Here is a 16,831-nt window from a genome sequence, read left to right as displayed (position 1 = left end):
TCTCACATCAACATTTCAAAAATGGCATACTAATCCCCTTGTAATGAGTTCCGCTTCAAAAAAATATATACTTTGGTCTGTTTACAAACTTTGTGCACCGAGTTGCCCCAGTGTTTTGCTCTGCAAACTTACGAACGACCTCATCCGAGACAGCATCCGCCGATAATCCGATCACTGTCTTCCTCGTCTACAATATCAGCTTAAAAGCTATTATCACTTCTGTTATAAGTTATAAATCAGTGCTTTGTTTGCCTAAATTGTACGGGCGCTATAATTATATCTTCTACATCTACCCTCCTTCACACGTAATATAATTCATTTTACAATGAGTGTTTTAATAATTGCAAACAATTACTTAAAATGAATGCGTTTTCACTCGTAAATTATGTAATTATTTTGTATTTTTTAAACACAAATTATTAGCTAAAATCAAATTTCTTCTATAATATGTATTCACTTTTACAAATGGCAACAATTCAGTGACAAACGTCGATTTACTTTAGATTGAGTTTAATCCTTTCTCCCCTCACAATAAATGTATATCAAATTTAAATTAAAGAGGTGGATACAATGTCAAATTCACAAGAAAATAAAGGGATTGGACGTAAAGTCCAAGCTTTCGGTTCTTTCTTAAGCAGTATGATTATGCCGAATATCGGCGCATTCATCGCATGGGGTTTTATCGCTGCTATCTTTATCGATAATGGTTGGTTCCCTAACAAAGACCTGGCACAACTTGCAGGTCCAATGATTACGTACCTTATTCCATTACTTATTGCATTTAGCGGGGGCCGATTAATTCACGACTTACGTGGCGGTATCATTGCAGCAACGGCTACTATGGGGGTTATCGTTGCGCTACCGGATACACCGATGTTATTAGGTGCAATGATTATGGGTCCATTAGTCGGTTGGCTAATGAAAAAAACTGATGAATTCGTTCAACCTAGAACACCGCAAGGCTTTGAAATGTTATTCAATAACTTCTCAGCTGGTATCTTAGGCTTTATCATGACGATATTCGGTTTTGAAGTTTTAGCACCAATCATGAAATTTATCATGCATATTTTATCAGTTGGCGTTGAAGCTTTAGTACATGCGCATTTATTACCATTAGTAAGTATTTTAGTAGAACCTGCTAAAATCGTGTTCTTAAATAATGCAATTAACCATGGTGTATTCACACCACTTGGTGCTGATCAAGCTGCACATGCAGGCCAATCTATTCTATATACGATTGAATCAAACCCTGGTCCAGGTATCGGTGTCTTGATTGCTTACATGATTTTCGGTAAAGGTACTGCTAAAGCAACATCTTATGGTGCAGGGATTATTCAATTTTTCGGTGGTATTCATGAAATTTACTTCCCATACGTATTGATGAGACCTTTACTATTTGTATCAGTTATCTTAGGTGGTATGACTGGTGTTGCGACTTACTCACTATTAGACTTTGGTTTTAAAACACCTGCTTCTCCAGGATCAATTATTGTTTATGCAATCAATGCTCCTAAAGGCGAATTCTTGCATATGCTGACTGGTGTAGTACTAGCAGCCCTTGTTTCATTCGTCGTATCAGCATTAATCCTTAAATTCACAAAAGATCCAAAACAAGATTTAGCAGAAGCAACTGCTCAAATGGAAGCAACTAAAGGTAAAAAATCAAGTGTCGCTTCTAAACTTAGTGCAAAAGACGATAATAAAGCTGCTGATAACAAAACTGCTGAAACAACAACTGCCACAGCCGCTTCTAATAAAGCTGAAGATAAAGATAGTGATGAATTGTTAGATGATTACAACACGGAAGACGTTGATGCTCATAATTATAACAATGTTGACCATGTTATCTTCGCATGTGATGCGGGTATGGGTTCAAGTGCAATGGGTGCAAGTATGTTACGAAATAAATTTAAAAACGCTGGATTAGAAAATATTCAAGTAACCAATACAGCTATTAACCAATTGCCGAAAAATGCACAACTTGTTATTACTCAGAAAAAATTAACAGATCGTGCAATCAAACAGTCACCTGATGCGATTCATATTTCTGTAGAAAACTTCTTAAATTCTCCAAGATATGAAGAATTAATCAATAATTTAAAAGAAGATCAAGATTAATTAGGTGCCTTAAAAGACCAAAAGCAGGTGATGCCTATGTTTTTAAGCAACAGAGAAAAAGAAATCGTAACACTATTGATGAAATACCAAGGTCAATTCATTACTATATATGAAATTGCCCAACAACTTGCAGTTTCTTCAAGAACGATACACCGAGAACTGAAAACATTAGAGCAAGATTTAGAAGCATTGAACATTTCAATTGAACGTATTCCTAAAAAAGGCGTTCAATTGAAAGCTTCTTCAGAAAGTTTAAGCCAATTGCGGACTGAACTTAATCAGATGACAGCCGTTGATTTAACAGCTGAGGAACAAAAAGCAATTATCCTATATGCATTAATCCAAAGTAAAATACCTATTAAACAATATAGTTTAGCGCATGAAATTGGTGTAGCTTCTACTACCCTCACTAAAATATTAGACGAATTGGAAACAGAAGCAGCGGATTACCAACTCTCAATTGAGCGTAAACGAGGATCAGGTGTTTCATTAACCGGATCAGAAGCTAAAAAACGTGAAATGTTGAGTCAAATGATGGTTACTAACTTGAACAGCACAAGTGTTTACTCGGTTATTGAAAACCATTTTGTCTATCAATCGCTGAATGTTTCTCAACTCTCTATGGTGGAACTTGAAAATATCTTTCAAGTTGAACGTATTTTAATGGATTATTTAGATGCTTTGCCTTACACCTTAACAGAAGCCAGTTACCTAACCTTAACTGTACACATTGTTTTAAGTATTGAGCGTATACAGCATGGTGAAAATGTTGCGATTGACCAAGATATTTATAACTCAGTTAAAGATACTTTAGAATATCAAGTTGCTTCATCACTAGCACAGCAACTTTCAACGATTTATCAAGTGTCTTTCAATACAGCAGAGATAACCTTTATTACAATTCACTTGCGTGGGGCAAAAAGAAGAAAAGATGAAGAAAATTCTAACGTTCAAGTTCGTGATGATAATAAGATTTCACGGTTAATTGCTTATGTAGAACAACATTCTCAATATGAATTTGATGATAAATCTACATTGACATCAGGTTTGAAATTACATTTAATCCCTGCTATCAATCGACTGAATGCCAATATTGAAACACATAATCCATTAACCGAAATGATTCGCACTAAATATTCCAGGTTATATGACAGTGTTGAACATGGTTTGGCTGAAATTTGGCCGGATTTGAATTTTCCAAGCAGTGAGATTGCTTTTGTTGTACTGCATTTTGGAGGTTCAATTAAACATCTAAAAGAGAAAGCTTTAAATATTTTAGTTGTCTGCAGTTCAGGTATCGGTACAAGCAGAGTGCTTGCTACACGGCTCAACCAAGCCTTTTCGGAAATCGGTAAAACAACTCAAGCTTCACTCAGTGATTTGAAACAATTGAATTTGAAAAGTTATGACGGGATTATCTCTACAATCGGTTTAGATATTCAAGAACCATACATTACAGTAAATCCCCTATTACCGGATCAAGATATCAATTTTGTAGCAAATTATTTAAACACGAGACATTCATCAGATTATAAAGAAGTGCAAACTACAACTGAACTATCAGATTCAGAATCTGTAAATTTGATGGTTAGTCAGATAAGCGAGAATTTAGAGGTACTAAAGAATGTTCAAGTTGATGAGACAACAGTTTCAAACTGGCAAGATTATTTATTAAAACAACTCAGTAAGAATCATAGTATTGAGAGTAAAAGTCAATTTAAACAAGTACTTAAAGACTATGCAGAGGAAAGAGAAATTGTTTTAGACCCCTATCCTATTGGTCTACCTCATATGAAACATGCGCTGATTCAAAAACCGATGATTTTATTTACACGATTGAAAAAACCACTTTCAATTACTTCATCAGGGCAAACAAGAGAAATCAATTATTTAATCAGCATGTTTTTACCTGAAAATAGTCCTGCCTCTCAGGTTGTAAGTGCAGTATCAGAAACTATTACTTGTAATTTGCATAGAATTGATGATTTAATGCAAAACACAATTGAATTGCAAGACAGTATGAAACAAGCCTTTATTCAAGAAACGAAAAAAATATTAAAAATGGAGTGATCGATTATGACTGAATTATTCAGTAATGAAAATATCTTTTTAAACCAATCTTTCGAGGATCAAAACGAAGCAATTGAAAAAGCAGGACAAGCACTTGTAGATGCTGGTGCAGTTACTGAAGATTATATTCAAGCAATGAAAGATCGTGAAGCAGTTGTATCTACATTTATGGGTAATGGCCTTGCTATTCCTCATGGTACTGATGAAGCTAAAAGCGCTGTATTACAATCTGGACTTACACTTTTACAAATTCCTGAAGGTGTGCAATGGGGAGATGACGTTGCTAAAGTAGTAGTCGGTATCGCAGGTAAAGATGGTGAACATTTAGACTTATTATCTAAAATCGCAATTACGTTCAGCGAAGAAGAAAATGTAGACCGTATTGTAAATACAAAATCTCCTGAAGAAATCAAAGCAGTTTTTGAGGAGGCTGACGTATAATGAAAGCAGTTCATTTCGGAGCCGGGAATATTGGCCGAGGTTTCATCGGCCAAATTCTTTCAGATAATAATGTAGAAGTTACCTTCTCAGACGTCAATAGTGCGATTGTAGATGCATTAAATCATGACCATCAATATGACGTCATTCTTGCTGATGAAGCACGTACAACATCAACAATTAAAGGTGTAGATGCGATTAATTCAGCTCAAGATCCAGAAAAACTTCATCAAGCATTATTAGAAGCTGATATTATCACAACAGCCGTAGGTGTTAACTTACTTCCTATAATTGCCAAATCACTTGCACCTGCATTAAAAGAAAAAGAAACACCTGTTAATGTTGTTGCTTGTGAAAATGCAATTATGGCTACAGATACTTTGAAAGAAGCAGTTTTAGATATTACAGGCCCGCTTCCTGACCATATTCATTTTGCAAACTCAGCAGTAGATAGAATTGTACCTCAGCAAACTCATGAAAATATTCTAGATGTATTAGTTGAACCTTTCTTTGAATGGGTGGTTGAAGCTGATGCTTGGTATGGTCCTCAGTTAGAACATATTAAGTATGTAGACGATTTAAGACCTTATATTGAGCGTAAATTAATGACTGTAAACACAGGTCATGCTTATATCGCTTATGCAGGTCAATATTATGGTCATCAAACCGTATTAGATGCTATTTCAGATGGAAAAGTAGAGTCTGGTTTGCGCGAAGTTTTAAATGAAACAAGCCAATATATTATTGATGAATTTGGCTTTTCTGAACAAGAACAAGCTGATTATGTTGAAAAAATAATTGGTCGCTTTAAAAATCCTAACTTATCAGATGACTTAACACGTGTCGGTCGTGGCACATTGCGTAAAATCGGCCCTAAAGATAGAATTATTAAACCATTAAATTATCTTTATGAACATGATTTAGCGCATGAAGGATTAACGCATGAAGCAGCGTTCTTGCTTAAATATCAAGATGATAAAGATACTGAAACTGTTGAAAAGAATAAGTATATTCAAGAACATGGTATCGAAGCATTCTTAAAAGAGTATGCTCAAATCGATTCAAAATTAGCTGCAGAAATCGAAAGCGTTTATAATCAACTTTAATTAAAAATAAGACTGTTCATTCATCTTTAACCGTGAATGACCAGTCTATTTTTTATTGTTTAGTGGTATATATGAACTAAAAGCTATGAAAGAACAAGGAGATATAAATATGATGTTTCAACTAGATTTGTTTTTACGTATTTTTGTAGCCGCTATATGCGGAGCTACCATTGGATACGAAAGAACAGTTCGTCTTAAATCAGCGGGTATCAGAACACACATCTTAGTTGCTGCAGCCTCTGCACTTTTTCTAATTATTTCTAAATATGGTTTTAATGATATCTTACATGAAACCAATATAAGTTTAGACCCCTCTCGTATTGGGGCTCAAGTCGTCAGCGGGATTAGTTTTATCGGTGCTGGTACAATTTTAATTAGAAACCAAAATGTTAATGGTCTGACTACAGCTGCAGGTGTTTGGATAACTTCAGGCATCGGTATGGCATTAGGCTCTGGACTTTATTTCATTGGTATAGTTTCTACTATTTTAATTGTGATCATCCAATATGTTTTCCGTGAGGATATGCTTTTTAAATCTATTCGTTTAAGCGAATCAATAAAGGTACATATTCAAGCAGATTATTCTGAGGATATTCAAAATAAAATCGCCAAAATTTTCTTATATCATCATGTAAAAAATATCAATATTCAAATTCTAAAAATTGATAAAGAGACTATTACGATGAATGTGATGGGAAAAGTTTCAATAAAACGCAGTTTTAATCATAATAAATTATTGGAAGATTTGATACAGCATGATGAAATCAAGATGGTAAGATAAAACGGACTGGACACACATCGTATCCAGCCCGTTTATTTTAATGATTCCCTTAATTATCTAAGCCCATTTTTTCTTCTACCACATCAGCAATCTGCTGTGCATAGCTTTGAGCTTTTTCATCAGTAGCAGCTTCTACCATTACACGAACTAAAGGTTCTGTGCCTGAAGGCCGAACTAAAATACGTCCTTCTCCGTTCATATCAGCTTCTACACGATCCATCTCTGCTTTAACATCTTCATTATCAGTAACGCCATGTTTATCAGTAACGCGTACATTGATAAGTGACTGAGGATATTTTTTCATTTGTTCAGCGAGTTCGCTTAATGATTTTCCTGTTAATTTTACAACTGCAGCTAATTGTACACCTGTAAGCAATCCATCACCTGTTGTATTATAATCCATTAATACAATATGACCAGATTGTTCCCCACCAAGGTTATAATTACCTTTACGCATTTCTTCCACTACGTAACGGTCTCCAACTTTAGTTTTGTTAGATTTGATGCCTTCAGCTTCTAAAGCTTTATAGAATCCTAAATTACTCATGACAGTTGAAACAATCATATTATCATTCAATTCTTGGTTTTTAGCCATTTCTTGACCAATAATGAACATGATTTGGTCGCCATCTACAATATTGCCCTTTTCATCAACTGCAATTAATCGGTCTCCATCTCCATCAAAAGCTAAGCCGAAATCACTTTCTGTTTCTACAACAGTTTTTGCTAGAGCTTCTGGATGTGTAGAACCTACACCCTCATTGATATTATAGCCATCTGGACTGCATCCGATTACTTCTGTATCAGCTTCTAAGTCTCCGAATAAGAATGGAGCAAGTTGTGAAGTAGAACCATTTGCGCCATCCAATGCAATTTTAAGACCATCTAAATTAACATCAATTGTTGATTTAATATAGCTTAAATATTTTTGAGCACCTTCGAAGTAATCTGAATAGTGCACTATTTCATTACCAACTGGACGTGGTAAATCAGGATTTTCTTCATCAAGTAATGCTTCAATTTCATTTTCTTGATCATCAGATAATTTAAATCCGTCTGAGCCAAAGAATTTAATACCATTATCAGCAACTGGATTATGTGATGCAGAAATCATAACACCTAATTCTGCATCCATCTCTTTAGTGAGATAAGCAACGCCTGGTGTAGAAATAACACCTAATCTCATGACTTCAGCTCCAATAGAAATCAAGCCAGCAATCAAGGCTGATTCTAACATTTCGCCTGAAACTCGAGTGTCACGGCCTACTAGTACTTGAGGATGTTTTTTATCTTCATTATGTGCTAAAACATATCCTCCGTATCTTCCTAGTTTGAATGCAAGTTCAGGTGTAAGTTCTTTGTTTGCTACACCTCTTACACCGTCAGTACCAAAATATTTGCCCATTTCAAAATTCTCCTTTTAATGCTTAAAATTTAGTGATTTGATAAATACGCTTTGATATCACTTGGATCTGTATCAGTGACTTTATCAGGTATTGTTAACTTTACTGGTGCTTCATCTGAATTATCAAAATCTGAAAGATCAATTTCACCTGTTATCTGACTAATACTGTTTAAGTCTTCTCTATTTCCAAATATTTCAATTTGTTGTTTTGATAAATCAATATCATCTGCTTTGATATTAGAATTTGCTTTACCAATTACTTTTTTCTTAATATCCACTTTTTTACTATAGGGTTTTAATTCTACAGTAATATTAACACTGCTCGGTTTAGTAATAACGTCAATTTTATTCAAGTTTTTATCAAAAGCTACGATTTGTCCTGTATCAGTGGTATCTTGACTGATACTTGATGCATCTTTAAAAGTTGCTTTTAAATAAGCAATGTTTTCAACTTGATGTTCACCGCCGATTACTTTCACTTTATGCGGAGAAACAGATTGGTTTGCAATTTGATAATCTGAATCAATATCTTTATTGCTCACATCTGGTTGAACAGTCAGTTCTTTCGTAACTTTTTTCTCTAGATTGATATTAGCTTGCTTTGGATTGACTGTTCCATCAACATCTTTATCAAGTCCTTTAATGACATAGTCAACTTTATGTTTACCTAATTTAGTTTTAGTTAAATCCAGTTCGACTTTAATGTCATCAGATTGTTCAGCTTTTAAAACTTTAGATTGTGAGCCTTTTAGCTGAACATCAACATTATCAGGTATCCCTGATGCGTACAATTCTTTACTGTTATATGTAGCTTCTACAGGAACATTTTGTATTGTACGTGTTGTACTTTGTGTAAGAGCTGAAGAACTGAAAATATTCCCAAAAACATTATTCACTGTTAAAAAGAAGGCTAATGCTAAGACAAATGCAACAAAACGTAATCCCCATTTGCTCTCAAACATTCTAATTCACACCTTTCTTTTGAAGTCTTGTATCAAACCAATGCTCTGCTAATAATTCTTCAAAGACTTCCAATGAAATATCTTTTCTCAATTTACCATCAAATGTGATAGAAATTGAACCTGTTTCTTCAGATACAACCGCAGTAAACGCATCTGACACTTCTGAAATACCTACAGCAGCACGGTGTCTCGTACCTAAGCTTTTAGATATTTTTGAGCTATCAGAAAGAGGCAAGTAACAAGCAGCACTTGCAATCTTAGTACCTTGAATAATCATTGCTCCATCATGTAATGGCGTGTTAGGAATAAACACATTTGTTAATAGTTCTTGTGAAATATCCGAATCCATCGGAATACCGGTTTCAATATAATCTTGCAAACCTGTTTTCTTTTCAAAAACAATTAAGGCACCGATACGTCTTTTCGCCATATACTGAACTGCACCTGATACAGCTTTAATCAATTTTTGTTGATCAGCTGAAGAGCTGTCAGTATAGCGCTTGAATAGATTACCTCTACCCAATTGCTCTAAAGCACGACGAATTTCAGGCTGGAATATAACGATTATTGCCAAGAACCCCCATTGAATAACCATATCGAATAAACGGGCAGTAGTTGTTAAATCCAAGGCAGCACTTACCCAACGGCCAATTACAATCACAATGATTCCTTTGAGGAGTTGAATTGCTTTTGTACCTTTGAATACAGTGATTAGAAGGTAAATAACATACCATACGATAACTAAGTCTAATACACTTGTTATTAACTTTACCGTGTTAAAATTTTCAAAAAAGCTGCCAAAATTCATAGCATCTCCTCCGGTAACCTAATTACAATGATAACCATTTTATCTAATTGATAAATAGCCGTCATACACACAAATTATATCATAAAAGTAGTAGTATCCTTGAATGAAAATACGTATTTATACAAATAATATCTTCCATGAATTTAAAAAAGAGTATAAAAAAAGCACTCTTAAAAGAGTGCTAACAGTGAGCCATAGAGGATTCGAACCTCTGACCCTCTGATTAAAAGTCAGATGCTCTACCAACTGAGCTAATGGCTCTAATGGCTGGGCTAACTGGATTCGAACCAGTGAATGACGGAGTCAAAGTCCGTTGCCTTACCGCTTGGCTATAGCCCATTAAAGATGGTGGAGGGGGGCAGATTCGAACTGCCGAACCCGAAGGAGCGGATTTACAGTCCGCCGCGTTTAGCCACTTCGCTACCCCTCCAGCAAATATTCAGTTCATTAAGATGGTGGAGAATGACGGGTTCGAACCGCCGACCCTCTGCTTGTAAGGCAGATGCTCTCCCTGCTGAGCTAATTCTCCTATATGTAAATGACCCCGACGGGACTCGAACCCGTGTTACCGCCGTGAAAGGGCGGTGTCTTAACCGCTTGACCACGGGGCCATATGGCTCCACAGGTAGGACTCGAACCTACGACCGATCGGTTAACAGCCGATAGCTCTACCACTGAGCTACTGTGGAATAATACAATTGCCTGGCAACGTCCTACTCTTGCGGAACGTAAGTCCGACTACCATCGGCGCTAAAGAGCTTAACTACTGTGTTCGGCATGGGAACAGGTGTGACCTCTTTGCCATTGTCACCAGACAATAGAATGATTATACATTCAAAACTAGATAGTAAGTAATTATCAATTCAACCAATCAAAACTTGAAATTGGATTAAGTCTTCGATCGATTAGTATTCGTCAGCTCCACATATCGCTATGCTTCCACCCCGAACCTATTAACCTCATCATCTTTGAGGGATCTTATAACCGAAGTTGGGAAGTCTCATCTTGAGGGGGGCTTCATGCTTAGATGCTTTCAGCACTTATCCCGTCCATACATAGCTACCCAGCTATGCCGTTGGCACGACAACTGGTACACCAGAGGTATGTCCATCCCGGTCCTCTCGTACTAAGGACAGCTCCTCTCAAACTTCCTGCGCCCACGACGGATAGGGACCGAACTGTCTCACGACGTTCTGAACCCAGCTCGCGTACCGCTTTAATGGGCGAACAGCCCAACCCTTGGGACCGACTACAGCCCCAGGATGCGATGAGCCGACATCGAGGTGCCAAACCTCCCCGTCGATGTGAACTCTTGGGGGAGATAAGCCTGTTATCCCCGGGGTAGCTTTTATCCGTTGAGCGATGGCCCTTCCATGCGGAACCACCGGATCACTAAGTCCGTCTTTCGACCCTGCTCGACTTGTAAGTCTCGCAGTCAAGCTCCCTTATGCCTTTACACTCTATGAATGATTTCCAACCATTCTGAGGGAACCTTTGAGCGCCTCCGTTACACTTTAGGAGGCGACCGCCCCAGTCAAACTGCCCGCCTGACACTGTCTCCCGCCATGATAAATGGCGCGGGTTAGAAATCCAACACAGCTAGGGTAGTATCCCACCAACGCCTCCACGTAAGCTGGCGCTCACGTTTCTAAGGCTCCTACCTATCCTGTACAAGCTGTGCCGAATTTCAATATCAGGCTACAGTAAAGCTCCACGGGGTCTTTCCGTCCTGTCGCGGGTAACCTGCATCTTCACAGGTACTATGATTTCACCGAGTCTCTCGTTGAGACAGTGCCCAAATCGTTACGCCTTTCGTGCGGGTCGGAACTTACCCGACAAGGAATTTCGCTACCTTAGGACCGTTATAGTTACGGCCGCCGTTTACTGGGGCTTCGATTCGTAGCTTCGCAGAAGCTAACCACTCCTCTTAACCTTCCAGCACCGGGCAGGCGTCAGCCCCTATACATCACCTTACGGTTTAGCAGAGACCTGTGTTTTTGATAAACAGTCGCTTGGGCCTATTCACTGCGGCTCTTCAGAGCGTGAACCCTAAAGAGCACCCCTTCTCCCGAAGTTACGGGGTCATTTTGCCGAGTTCCTTAACGAGAGTTCTCTCGCTCACCTTAGAATTCTCATCTTGACTACCTGTGTCGGTTTGCGGTACGGGCGCCAAATCACTAGCTAGAGGCTTTTCTCGACAGTGTGAAATCAACGACTCGAGGAAAACATGTTTCCTCTCCCCATCACAGCTTGACCTTGAGAATAGCGGATTTGCCTACTATTCAGTCTCACTGCTTGGACGTGCACTCCAACAGCACGCTTCGCCTATCCTACTGTGTCCCCCCCATCGCTTAAAACGATCCTTGGCGGTACAGGAATATCAACCTGTTATCCATCGCCTACGCCTGTCGGCCTCGGCTTAGGACCCGACTAACCCAGAGCGGACGAGCCTTCCTCTGGAAACCTTAGTCAATCGGTGGATGGGATTCTCACCCATCTTTCGCTACTCACACCGGCATTCTCACTTCTAAGCGCTCCACATGTCCTTGCGATCATGCTTCGACGCCCTTAGAACGCTCTCCTACCACTGTCCGAAGGACAGTCCACAGCTTCGGTAATATGTTTAGCCCCGGTACATTTTCGGCGCAGTGTCACTCGACTAGTGAGCTATTACGCACTCTTTAAATGATGGCTGCTTCTAAGCCAACATCCTAGTTGTCTGGGCAATACCACATCCTTTGCCACTTAACATATATTTTGGGACCTTAGCTGGTGGTCTGGGCTGTTTCCCTTTCGAACATGGACCTTATCACCCACGTTCTGACTCCCAAGTTAAATTGATTGGCATTCGGAGTTTGTCTGAATTCGGTAACCCGAGAAGGGCCCCTCGTCCAAACAGTGCTCTACCTCCAACAATCATCACTTGAGGCTAGCCCTAAAGCTATTTCGGAGAGAACCAGCTATCTCCAGGTTCGATTGGAATTTCTCCGCTACCCTCAGTTCATCCGCTCACTTTTCAACGTAAGTCGGTTCGGTCCTCCATTCAGTGTTACCTGAACTTCAACCTGACCAAGGGTAGATCACCTGGTTTCGGGTCTACGACCAAATACTCAACGCCCTATTCAGACTCGCTTTCGCTGCGGCTCCGCATTCGCTGCTTAACCTTGCATCAGATCGTAACTCGCCGGTTCATTCTACAAAAGGCACGCCATCACCCATTAACGGGCTCTGACTACTTGTAAGCACACGGTTTCAAGTTCTCTTTCACTCCCCTTCCGGGGTACTTTTCACCTTTCCCTCACGGTACTGGTTCACTATCGGTCACTAGAGAGTATTTAGCCTTGGGAGATGGTCCTCCCGGATTCCGACGGAATTCCACGTGCTCCGTCGTACTCAGGATCCACTCAGGAGAGAACCGACTTTCGACTACAGGACTTTTACCTTCTCTGGTCCAACTTTCCAGTACGGTTCGTCTAATCGATTCTTTTGTAACTCCATATAGAGTGTCCTACAACCCCAATGAGCAAGCTCATTGGTTTGGGCTCTTCCCGTTTCGCTCGCCGCTACTCAGGGAATCGAGTTTTCTTTCTCTTCCTGCGGGTACTAAGATGTTTCAGTTCTCCGCGTCTGCCTTCAGACATGCTATGTATTCACATGTCGATAACACAACATAACTTGTGCTGGGTTCCCCCATTCGGAAATCTCTGGATCAACGCTTACTTACAGCTACCCAAAGCATATCGTCGTTAGTAACGTCCTTCATCAGCTTCTAGTGCCAAGGCATCCACCGTGCGCCCTTAATAACTTAATCACGTTATTAATTATGTGAGTAATCTTCTTTGCCATCGGCAAATCGATTACTAGCGATTCATTTAAATGAATAAAGCTTTTAAAACTCTAATTCACTCGGTTTTGCTTGGTAAAATCTATTTATTACTTACTTATCTAGTTTTCAAGGTACAATCATGAATACTCGAATGAGCATTCAAAACTGAATACAATATGTCACGTTAATCCGTCAGTTTCTGTTGAAACTGTTCCGTATATATCCTTAGAAAGGAGGTGATCCAGCCGCACCTTCCGATACGGCTACCTTGTTACGACTTCACCCCAATCATTCGTCCCACCTTCGACGGCTAGCTCCTAAAAGGTTACTCCACCGGCTTCGGGTGTTACGAACTCTCGTGGTGTGACGGGCGGTGTGTACAAGACCCGGGAACGTATTCACCGTAGCATGCTGATCTACGATTACTAGCGATTCCAGCTTCATGTAGTCGAGTTGCAGACTACAATCCGAACTGAGAACAACTTTATGGGATTTGCTTGACCTCGCGGTTTCGCTGCCCTTTGTACTGTCCATTGTAGCACGTGTGTAGCCCAAATCATAAGGGGCATGATGATTTGACGTCATCCCCACCTTCCTCCGGTTTGTCACCGGCAGTCAACTTAGAGTGCCCAACTTAATGCTGGCAACTAAGCTTAAGGGTTGCGCTCGTTGCGGGACTTAACCCAACATCTCACGACACGAGCTGACGACAACCATGCACCACCTGTCACTTTGTCCCCCGAAGGGGAAGACTCTATCTCTAGAGCGGTCAAAGGATGTCAAGATTTGGTAAGGTTCTTCGCGTTGCTTCGAATTAAACCACATGCTCCACCGCTTGTGCGGGTCCCCGTCAATTCCTTTGAGTTTCAGCCTTGCGGCCGTACTCCCCAGGCGGAGTGCTTAATGCGTTAGCTGCAGCACTAAGGGGCGGAAACCCCCTAACACTTAGCACTCATCGTTTACGGCGTGGACTACCAGGGTATCTAATCCTGTTTGATCCCCACGCTTTCGCACATCAGCGTCAGTTGCAGACCAGAAAGTCGCCTTCGCCACTGGTGTTCCTCCATATCTCTGCGCATTTCACCGCTACACATGGAATTCCACTTTCCTCTTCTGCACTCAAGTTTTCCAGTTTCCAATGACCCTCCACGGTTGAGCCGTGGGCTTTCACATCAGACTTAAAAAACCGCCTACGCGCGCTTTACGCCCAATAATTCCGGATAACGCTTGCCACCTACGTATTACCGCGGCTGCTGGCACGTAGTTAGCCGTGGCTTTCTGATTAGGTACCGTCAAGGTGCGCATAGTTACCTACGCACTTGTTCTTCCCTAATAACAGAGTTTTACGATCCGAAGACCTTCATCACTCACGCGGCGTTGCTCCGTCAGGCTTTCGCCCATTGCGGAAGATTCCCTACTGCTGCCTCCCGTAGGAGTCTGGACCGTGTCTCAGTTCCAGTGTGGCCGATCACCCTCTCAGGTCGGCTACGTATCGTTGCCTTGGTAAGCCGTTACCTTACCAACTAGCTAATACGGCGCGGGTCCATCTATAAGTGACAGCAAAACCGTCTTTCATTGCAGAACCATGCGGTTCTGCATATTATCCGGCATTAGCCCCGGTTTCCCGGAGTTATTCCAGTCTTATAGGTAGGTTACCCACGTGTTACTCACCCGTCCGCCGCTAACGTCAGAGGAGCAAGCTCCTCGTCTGTTCGCTCGACTTGCATGTATTAGGCACGCCGCCAGCGTTCATCCTGAGCCAGGATCAAACTCTCCATAAAAGTTATGATTTGTTTGACTAGCTCATAAAAACTAATTTGTTTTAAAACGTCCTAAGACGTTTGTTAATTTGGAATTAACGTTGACATATTGTCATTCAGTTTTCAATGTTCATTTTTTCAGTAACGACATTTATTATAACACTTCTTATTGAAGAAGTCAACAATTAATTAACATTACTTTTACAATTTTAAAATGTTTTCTTCATTTAATCAAGAGTCAATTTTACACTCTTTGTTTTCGCTTCGTTTTTTCAGCGACTTTATAAGTATATCATCAATAGATTGTTAAGTCAACAACTATTTTCAAATATTTTTTGTAAGCTTTGAAATATCTTTCTTTTTCCCACTCACAAAGATATATTCTAACAGGATTATAAAAAAATGCAAGAGAAAAACGCATATTTTTTTTAAAACATGCGTTTTTCTTGTTTAGCATTCTATTTCATTGTTTTAGTAATGATTTTTTGAGCCATTTCTTGATATATTTCACCTAATTTGTCTGTTGGTTGATAAATAGAAGGTGCAAAATCTTTTGGATCCCAAGTTGGCTGTGCTAATGGCAACTGACCTAATAATTCAGAATTAAGTTCATCCGCTAACTTTTTGCCTCCATCTTTACCAAATACATATTCTTTGTTTCCTGTTTCTTTACTTTCGAACCAAGACATATTTTCAATAACACCTAAAATAGAGTGTTCTGTATGTTTAGCCATTGCTCCTGCACGAGCTGCTACAAAGGCTGCTGTTGGATGTGGAGTTGTAACGATGATTTCTTTACTTGAAGGTAGCATTGTATGTACATCTAATGCAACATCACCTGTACCTGGAGGTAAATCTAGCAATAAGTAATCTAATTCTCCCCATTTAACATCAGTAAAGAAGTTAGTAAGCATTTTACCCAACATTGGTCCACGCCATATTACTGGAGCATTTTCTTCAACAAAGAAAGCCATAGACATTACTTTTACTCCATGACGTTCAACAGGTTTAACTGATTTACCTTCAATACCTGGTTTGTTATCAATTCCCATCATGTCAGGAACACTAAAACCATAAATATCAGCATCAATCAGTCCAACTTTTTTACCTTCTCTCGCAAGTGCTACTGCTAAATTGACAGCAACTGTTGATTTACCAACGCCACCTTTACCTGACGCAACTGCAATAAATTCAACTGGGTTGTCTTTAGAAAGCAGACCTTCAATTGTTTGAGGTTCAGCATTAGGATCTTCTCCTGTAAATTTAGCTACAGTTTCTGGGTTCAATTCTTCAAAACGAATCCCTACTGTATTTGCACCATTCTCTTTTAATGTTTGAACGACAGCCATTTGCAAGTCTAATTGCGGTTTTCCACCTAATTTAGCTATTGCAATTTTGACACTGGCATGTTCGATTTCTTCTTTTATTGTGATATTTACAATACCACCTGTATCTTTAAGCGGTACATCTAAAATAGGATCTTTTAGATTTCCCACTAATTTGTTGACTTGTTCAACTGTTAACAAAGCTTGTCACCCCAAATATATTAGTATTTAC

9 protein-coding genes, 6 tRNA genes and 3 rRNA genes are annotated in these 16,831 nt (G+C 39.5%); 5 read left to right on the top strand and 13 right to left on the bottom strand.

Annotated elements, in window-relative coordinates; all coding sequences use genetic code 11:
• The first annotated feature begins 570 nt into the window (after positions 1–570).
• The 5 genes from DYE31_RS04070 to DYE31_RS04050 all read left to right on the top strand — a co-directional run bounded on the left by DYE31_RS04070 (position 571) and on the right by DYE31_RS04050 (position 6,513).
• Positions 571–2,118 carry a PTS mannitol transporter subunit IICB gene (locus DYE31_RS04070; RefSeq protein ID WP_015900904.1) on the top strand — a complete coding sequence of 516 codons (1,548 nt, stop codon included), beginning with the start codon at positions 571–573 and terminating at the stop codon, positions 2,116–2,118.
• A gap of 36 nt (positions 2,119–2,154) precedes the next feature.
• Positions 2,155–4,188 carry a BglG family transcription antiterminator gene (locus tag DYE31_RS04065; RefSeq protein ID WP_015900905.1) on the top strand — a complete coding sequence of 678 codons (2,034 nt, stop codon included), beginning with the start codon at positions 2,155–2,157 and terminating at the stop codon, positions 4,186–4,188.
• A 6-nt stretch (positions 4,189–4,194) separates the two neighbouring features.
• Positions 4,195–4,629 carry a PTS sugar transporter subunit IIA gene (locus DYE31_RS04060; RefSeq protein WP_015900906.1) on the top strand — a complete coding sequence of 145 codons (435 nt, stop codon included), beginning with the start codon at positions 4,195–4,197 and terminating at the stop codon, positions 4,627–4,629.
• Positions 4,629–5,732 carry a mannitol-1-phosphate 5-dehydrogenase gene (locus DYE31_RS04055; RefSeq protein WP_015900907.1) on the top strand — a complete coding sequence of 368 codons (1,104 nt, stop codon included), beginning with the start codon at positions 4,629–4,631 and terminating at the stop codon, positions 5,730–5,732. The genes DYE31_RS04060 and DYE31_RS04055 overlap by 1 nt, the downstream gene beginning before the upstream one ends.
• 109 nt (positions 5,733–5,841) lie before the next feature.
• Complete coding sequence (locus DYE31_RS04050; RefSeq protein ID WP_015900908.1) at positions 5,842–6,513, top strand: MgtC/SapB family protein; 672 nt, start codon at positions 5,842–5,844, stop codon at positions 6,511–6,513.
• 49 nt (positions 6,514–6,562) lie between these two features.
• Here DYE31_RS04050 and glmM read toward each other — a convergent pair whose 3' ends face one another.
• The 13 genes from glmM to DYE31_RS03985 all read right to left on the bottom strand — a co-directional run bounded on the left by glmM (position 6,563) and on the right by DYE31_RS03985 (position 16,800).
• Positions 6,563–7,918, bottom strand: coding sequence for a phosphoglucosamine mutase (glmM, locus tag DYE31_RS04045; RefSeq protein WP_015900909.1), 1,356 nt, complete (start codon positions 7,916–7,918; stop codon positions 6,563–6,565).
• A gap of 29 nt (positions 7,919–7,947) precedes the next feature.
• On the bottom strand, positions 7,948–8,880 hold the full coding sequence (locus tag DYE31_RS04040) for a CdaR family protein (RefSeq protein ID WP_015900910.1): 933 nt from the start codon (positions 8,878–8,880) through the stop codon (positions 7,948–7,950).
• Position 8,881: 1 nt separating this feature from the next.
• Complete coding sequence (cdaA, locus tag DYE31_RS04035) at positions 8,882–9,688, bottom strand: diadenylate cyclase CdaA (RefSeq protein WP_015900911.1); 807 nt, start codon at positions 9,686–9,688, stop codon at positions 8,882–8,884.
• 188 nt (positions 9,689–9,876) lie between these two features.
• Positions 9,877–9,949 (bottom strand) — tRNA-Lys (locus DYE31_RS04030).
• Between the two features lie 3 nt (positions 9,950–9,952).
• Positions 9,953–10,027 (bottom strand) — tRNA-Gln (locus tag DYE31_RS04025).
• 7 nt (positions 10,028–10,034) lie between these two features.
• Positions 10,035–10,118 (bottom strand) — tRNA-Tyr (locus tag DYE31_RS04020).
• 23 nt (positions 10,119–10,141) lie between these two features.
• Positions 10,142–10,217 (bottom strand) — tRNA-Val (locus tag DYE31_RS04015).
• A gap of 10 nt (positions 10,218–10,227) precedes the next feature.
• A tRNA-Glu gene (locus DYE31_RS04010) sits at positions 10,228–10,299 on the bottom strand.
• A gap of 3 nt (positions 10,300–10,302) precedes the next feature.
• Positions 10,303–10,377: transfer RNA gene (locus tag DYE31_RS04005), tRNA-Asn, on the bottom strand.
• A gap of 11 nt (positions 10,378–10,388) precedes the next feature.
• Positions 10,389–10,503 (bottom strand): 5S ribosomal RNA (gene rrf, locus DYE31_RS04000).
• Between the two features lie 70 nt (positions 10,504–10,573).
• A 23S ribosomal RNA gene (locus DYE31_RS03995) occupies positions 10,574–13,499 on the bottom strand.
• Between the two features lie 244 nt (positions 13,500–13,743).
• Positions 13,744–15,295: ribosomal RNA gene (locus DYE31_RS03990) — 16S ribosomal RNA — on the bottom strand.
• The 16S, 23S and 5S rRNA genes sit together here with 6 tRNA genes alongside, the layout of an rRNA operon.
• Before the next feature lie 437 nt (positions 15,296–15,732).
• A complete protein-coding gene (locus tag DYE31_RS03985; RefSeq protein ID WP_015900912.1) occupies positions 15,733–16,800 on the bottom strand; it encodes an Mrp/NBP35 family ATP-binding protein in 1,068 nt (355 codons plus the stop codon).
• Positions 16,801–16,831 lie beyond the last annotated feature (31 nt).

Source organism: Staphylococcus carnosus, assembly GCF_900458435.1.
Classification (GTDB): Bacteria; Bacillota; Bacilli; order Staphylococcales; family Staphylococcaceae; genus Staphylococcus; species Staphylococcus carnosus.
This window is presented reverse-complemented; position numbering and strand designations above follow the sequence as displayed.

Bases quoted from the DNA above. Each gene is read 5' to 3' on its own strand.
- DYE31_RS04055 (WP_015900907.1), top strand. From the start codon at position 4,629: ATGAAAGCAGTTCATTTCGGAGCCGGGAATATTGGCCGAGGTTTCATC.
- cdaA (WP_015900911.1), bottom strand. From the start codon at position 9,688: ATGAATTTTGGCAGCTTTTTTGAAAATTTTAACACGGTAAAGTTAATA.
- DYE31_RS04050 (WP_015900908.1), top strand. From the start codon at position 5,842: ATGATGTTTCAACTAGATTTGTTTTTACGTATTTTTGTAGCCGCTATA.
- DYE31_RS04065 (WP_015900905.1), top strand. From the start codon at position 2,155: ATGTTTTTAAGCAACAGAGAAAAAGAAATCGTAACACTATTGATGAAA.
- glmM (WP_015900909.1), bottom strand. From the start codon at position 7,918: ATGGGCAAATATTTTGGTACTGACGGTGTAAGAGGTGTAGCAAACAAA.
- DYE31_RS04070 (WP_015900904.1), top strand. From the start codon at position 571: ATGTCAAATTCACAAGAAAATAAAGGGATTGGACGTAAAGTCCAAGCT.
- DYE31_RS04060 (WP_015900906.1), top strand. From the start codon at position 4,195: ATGACTGAATTATTCAGTAATGAAAATATCTTTTTAAACCAATCTTTC.
- DYE31_RS04040 (WP_015900910.1), bottom strand. From the start codon at position 8,880: ATGTTTGAGAGCAAATGGGGATTACGTTTTGTTGCATTTGTCTTAGCA.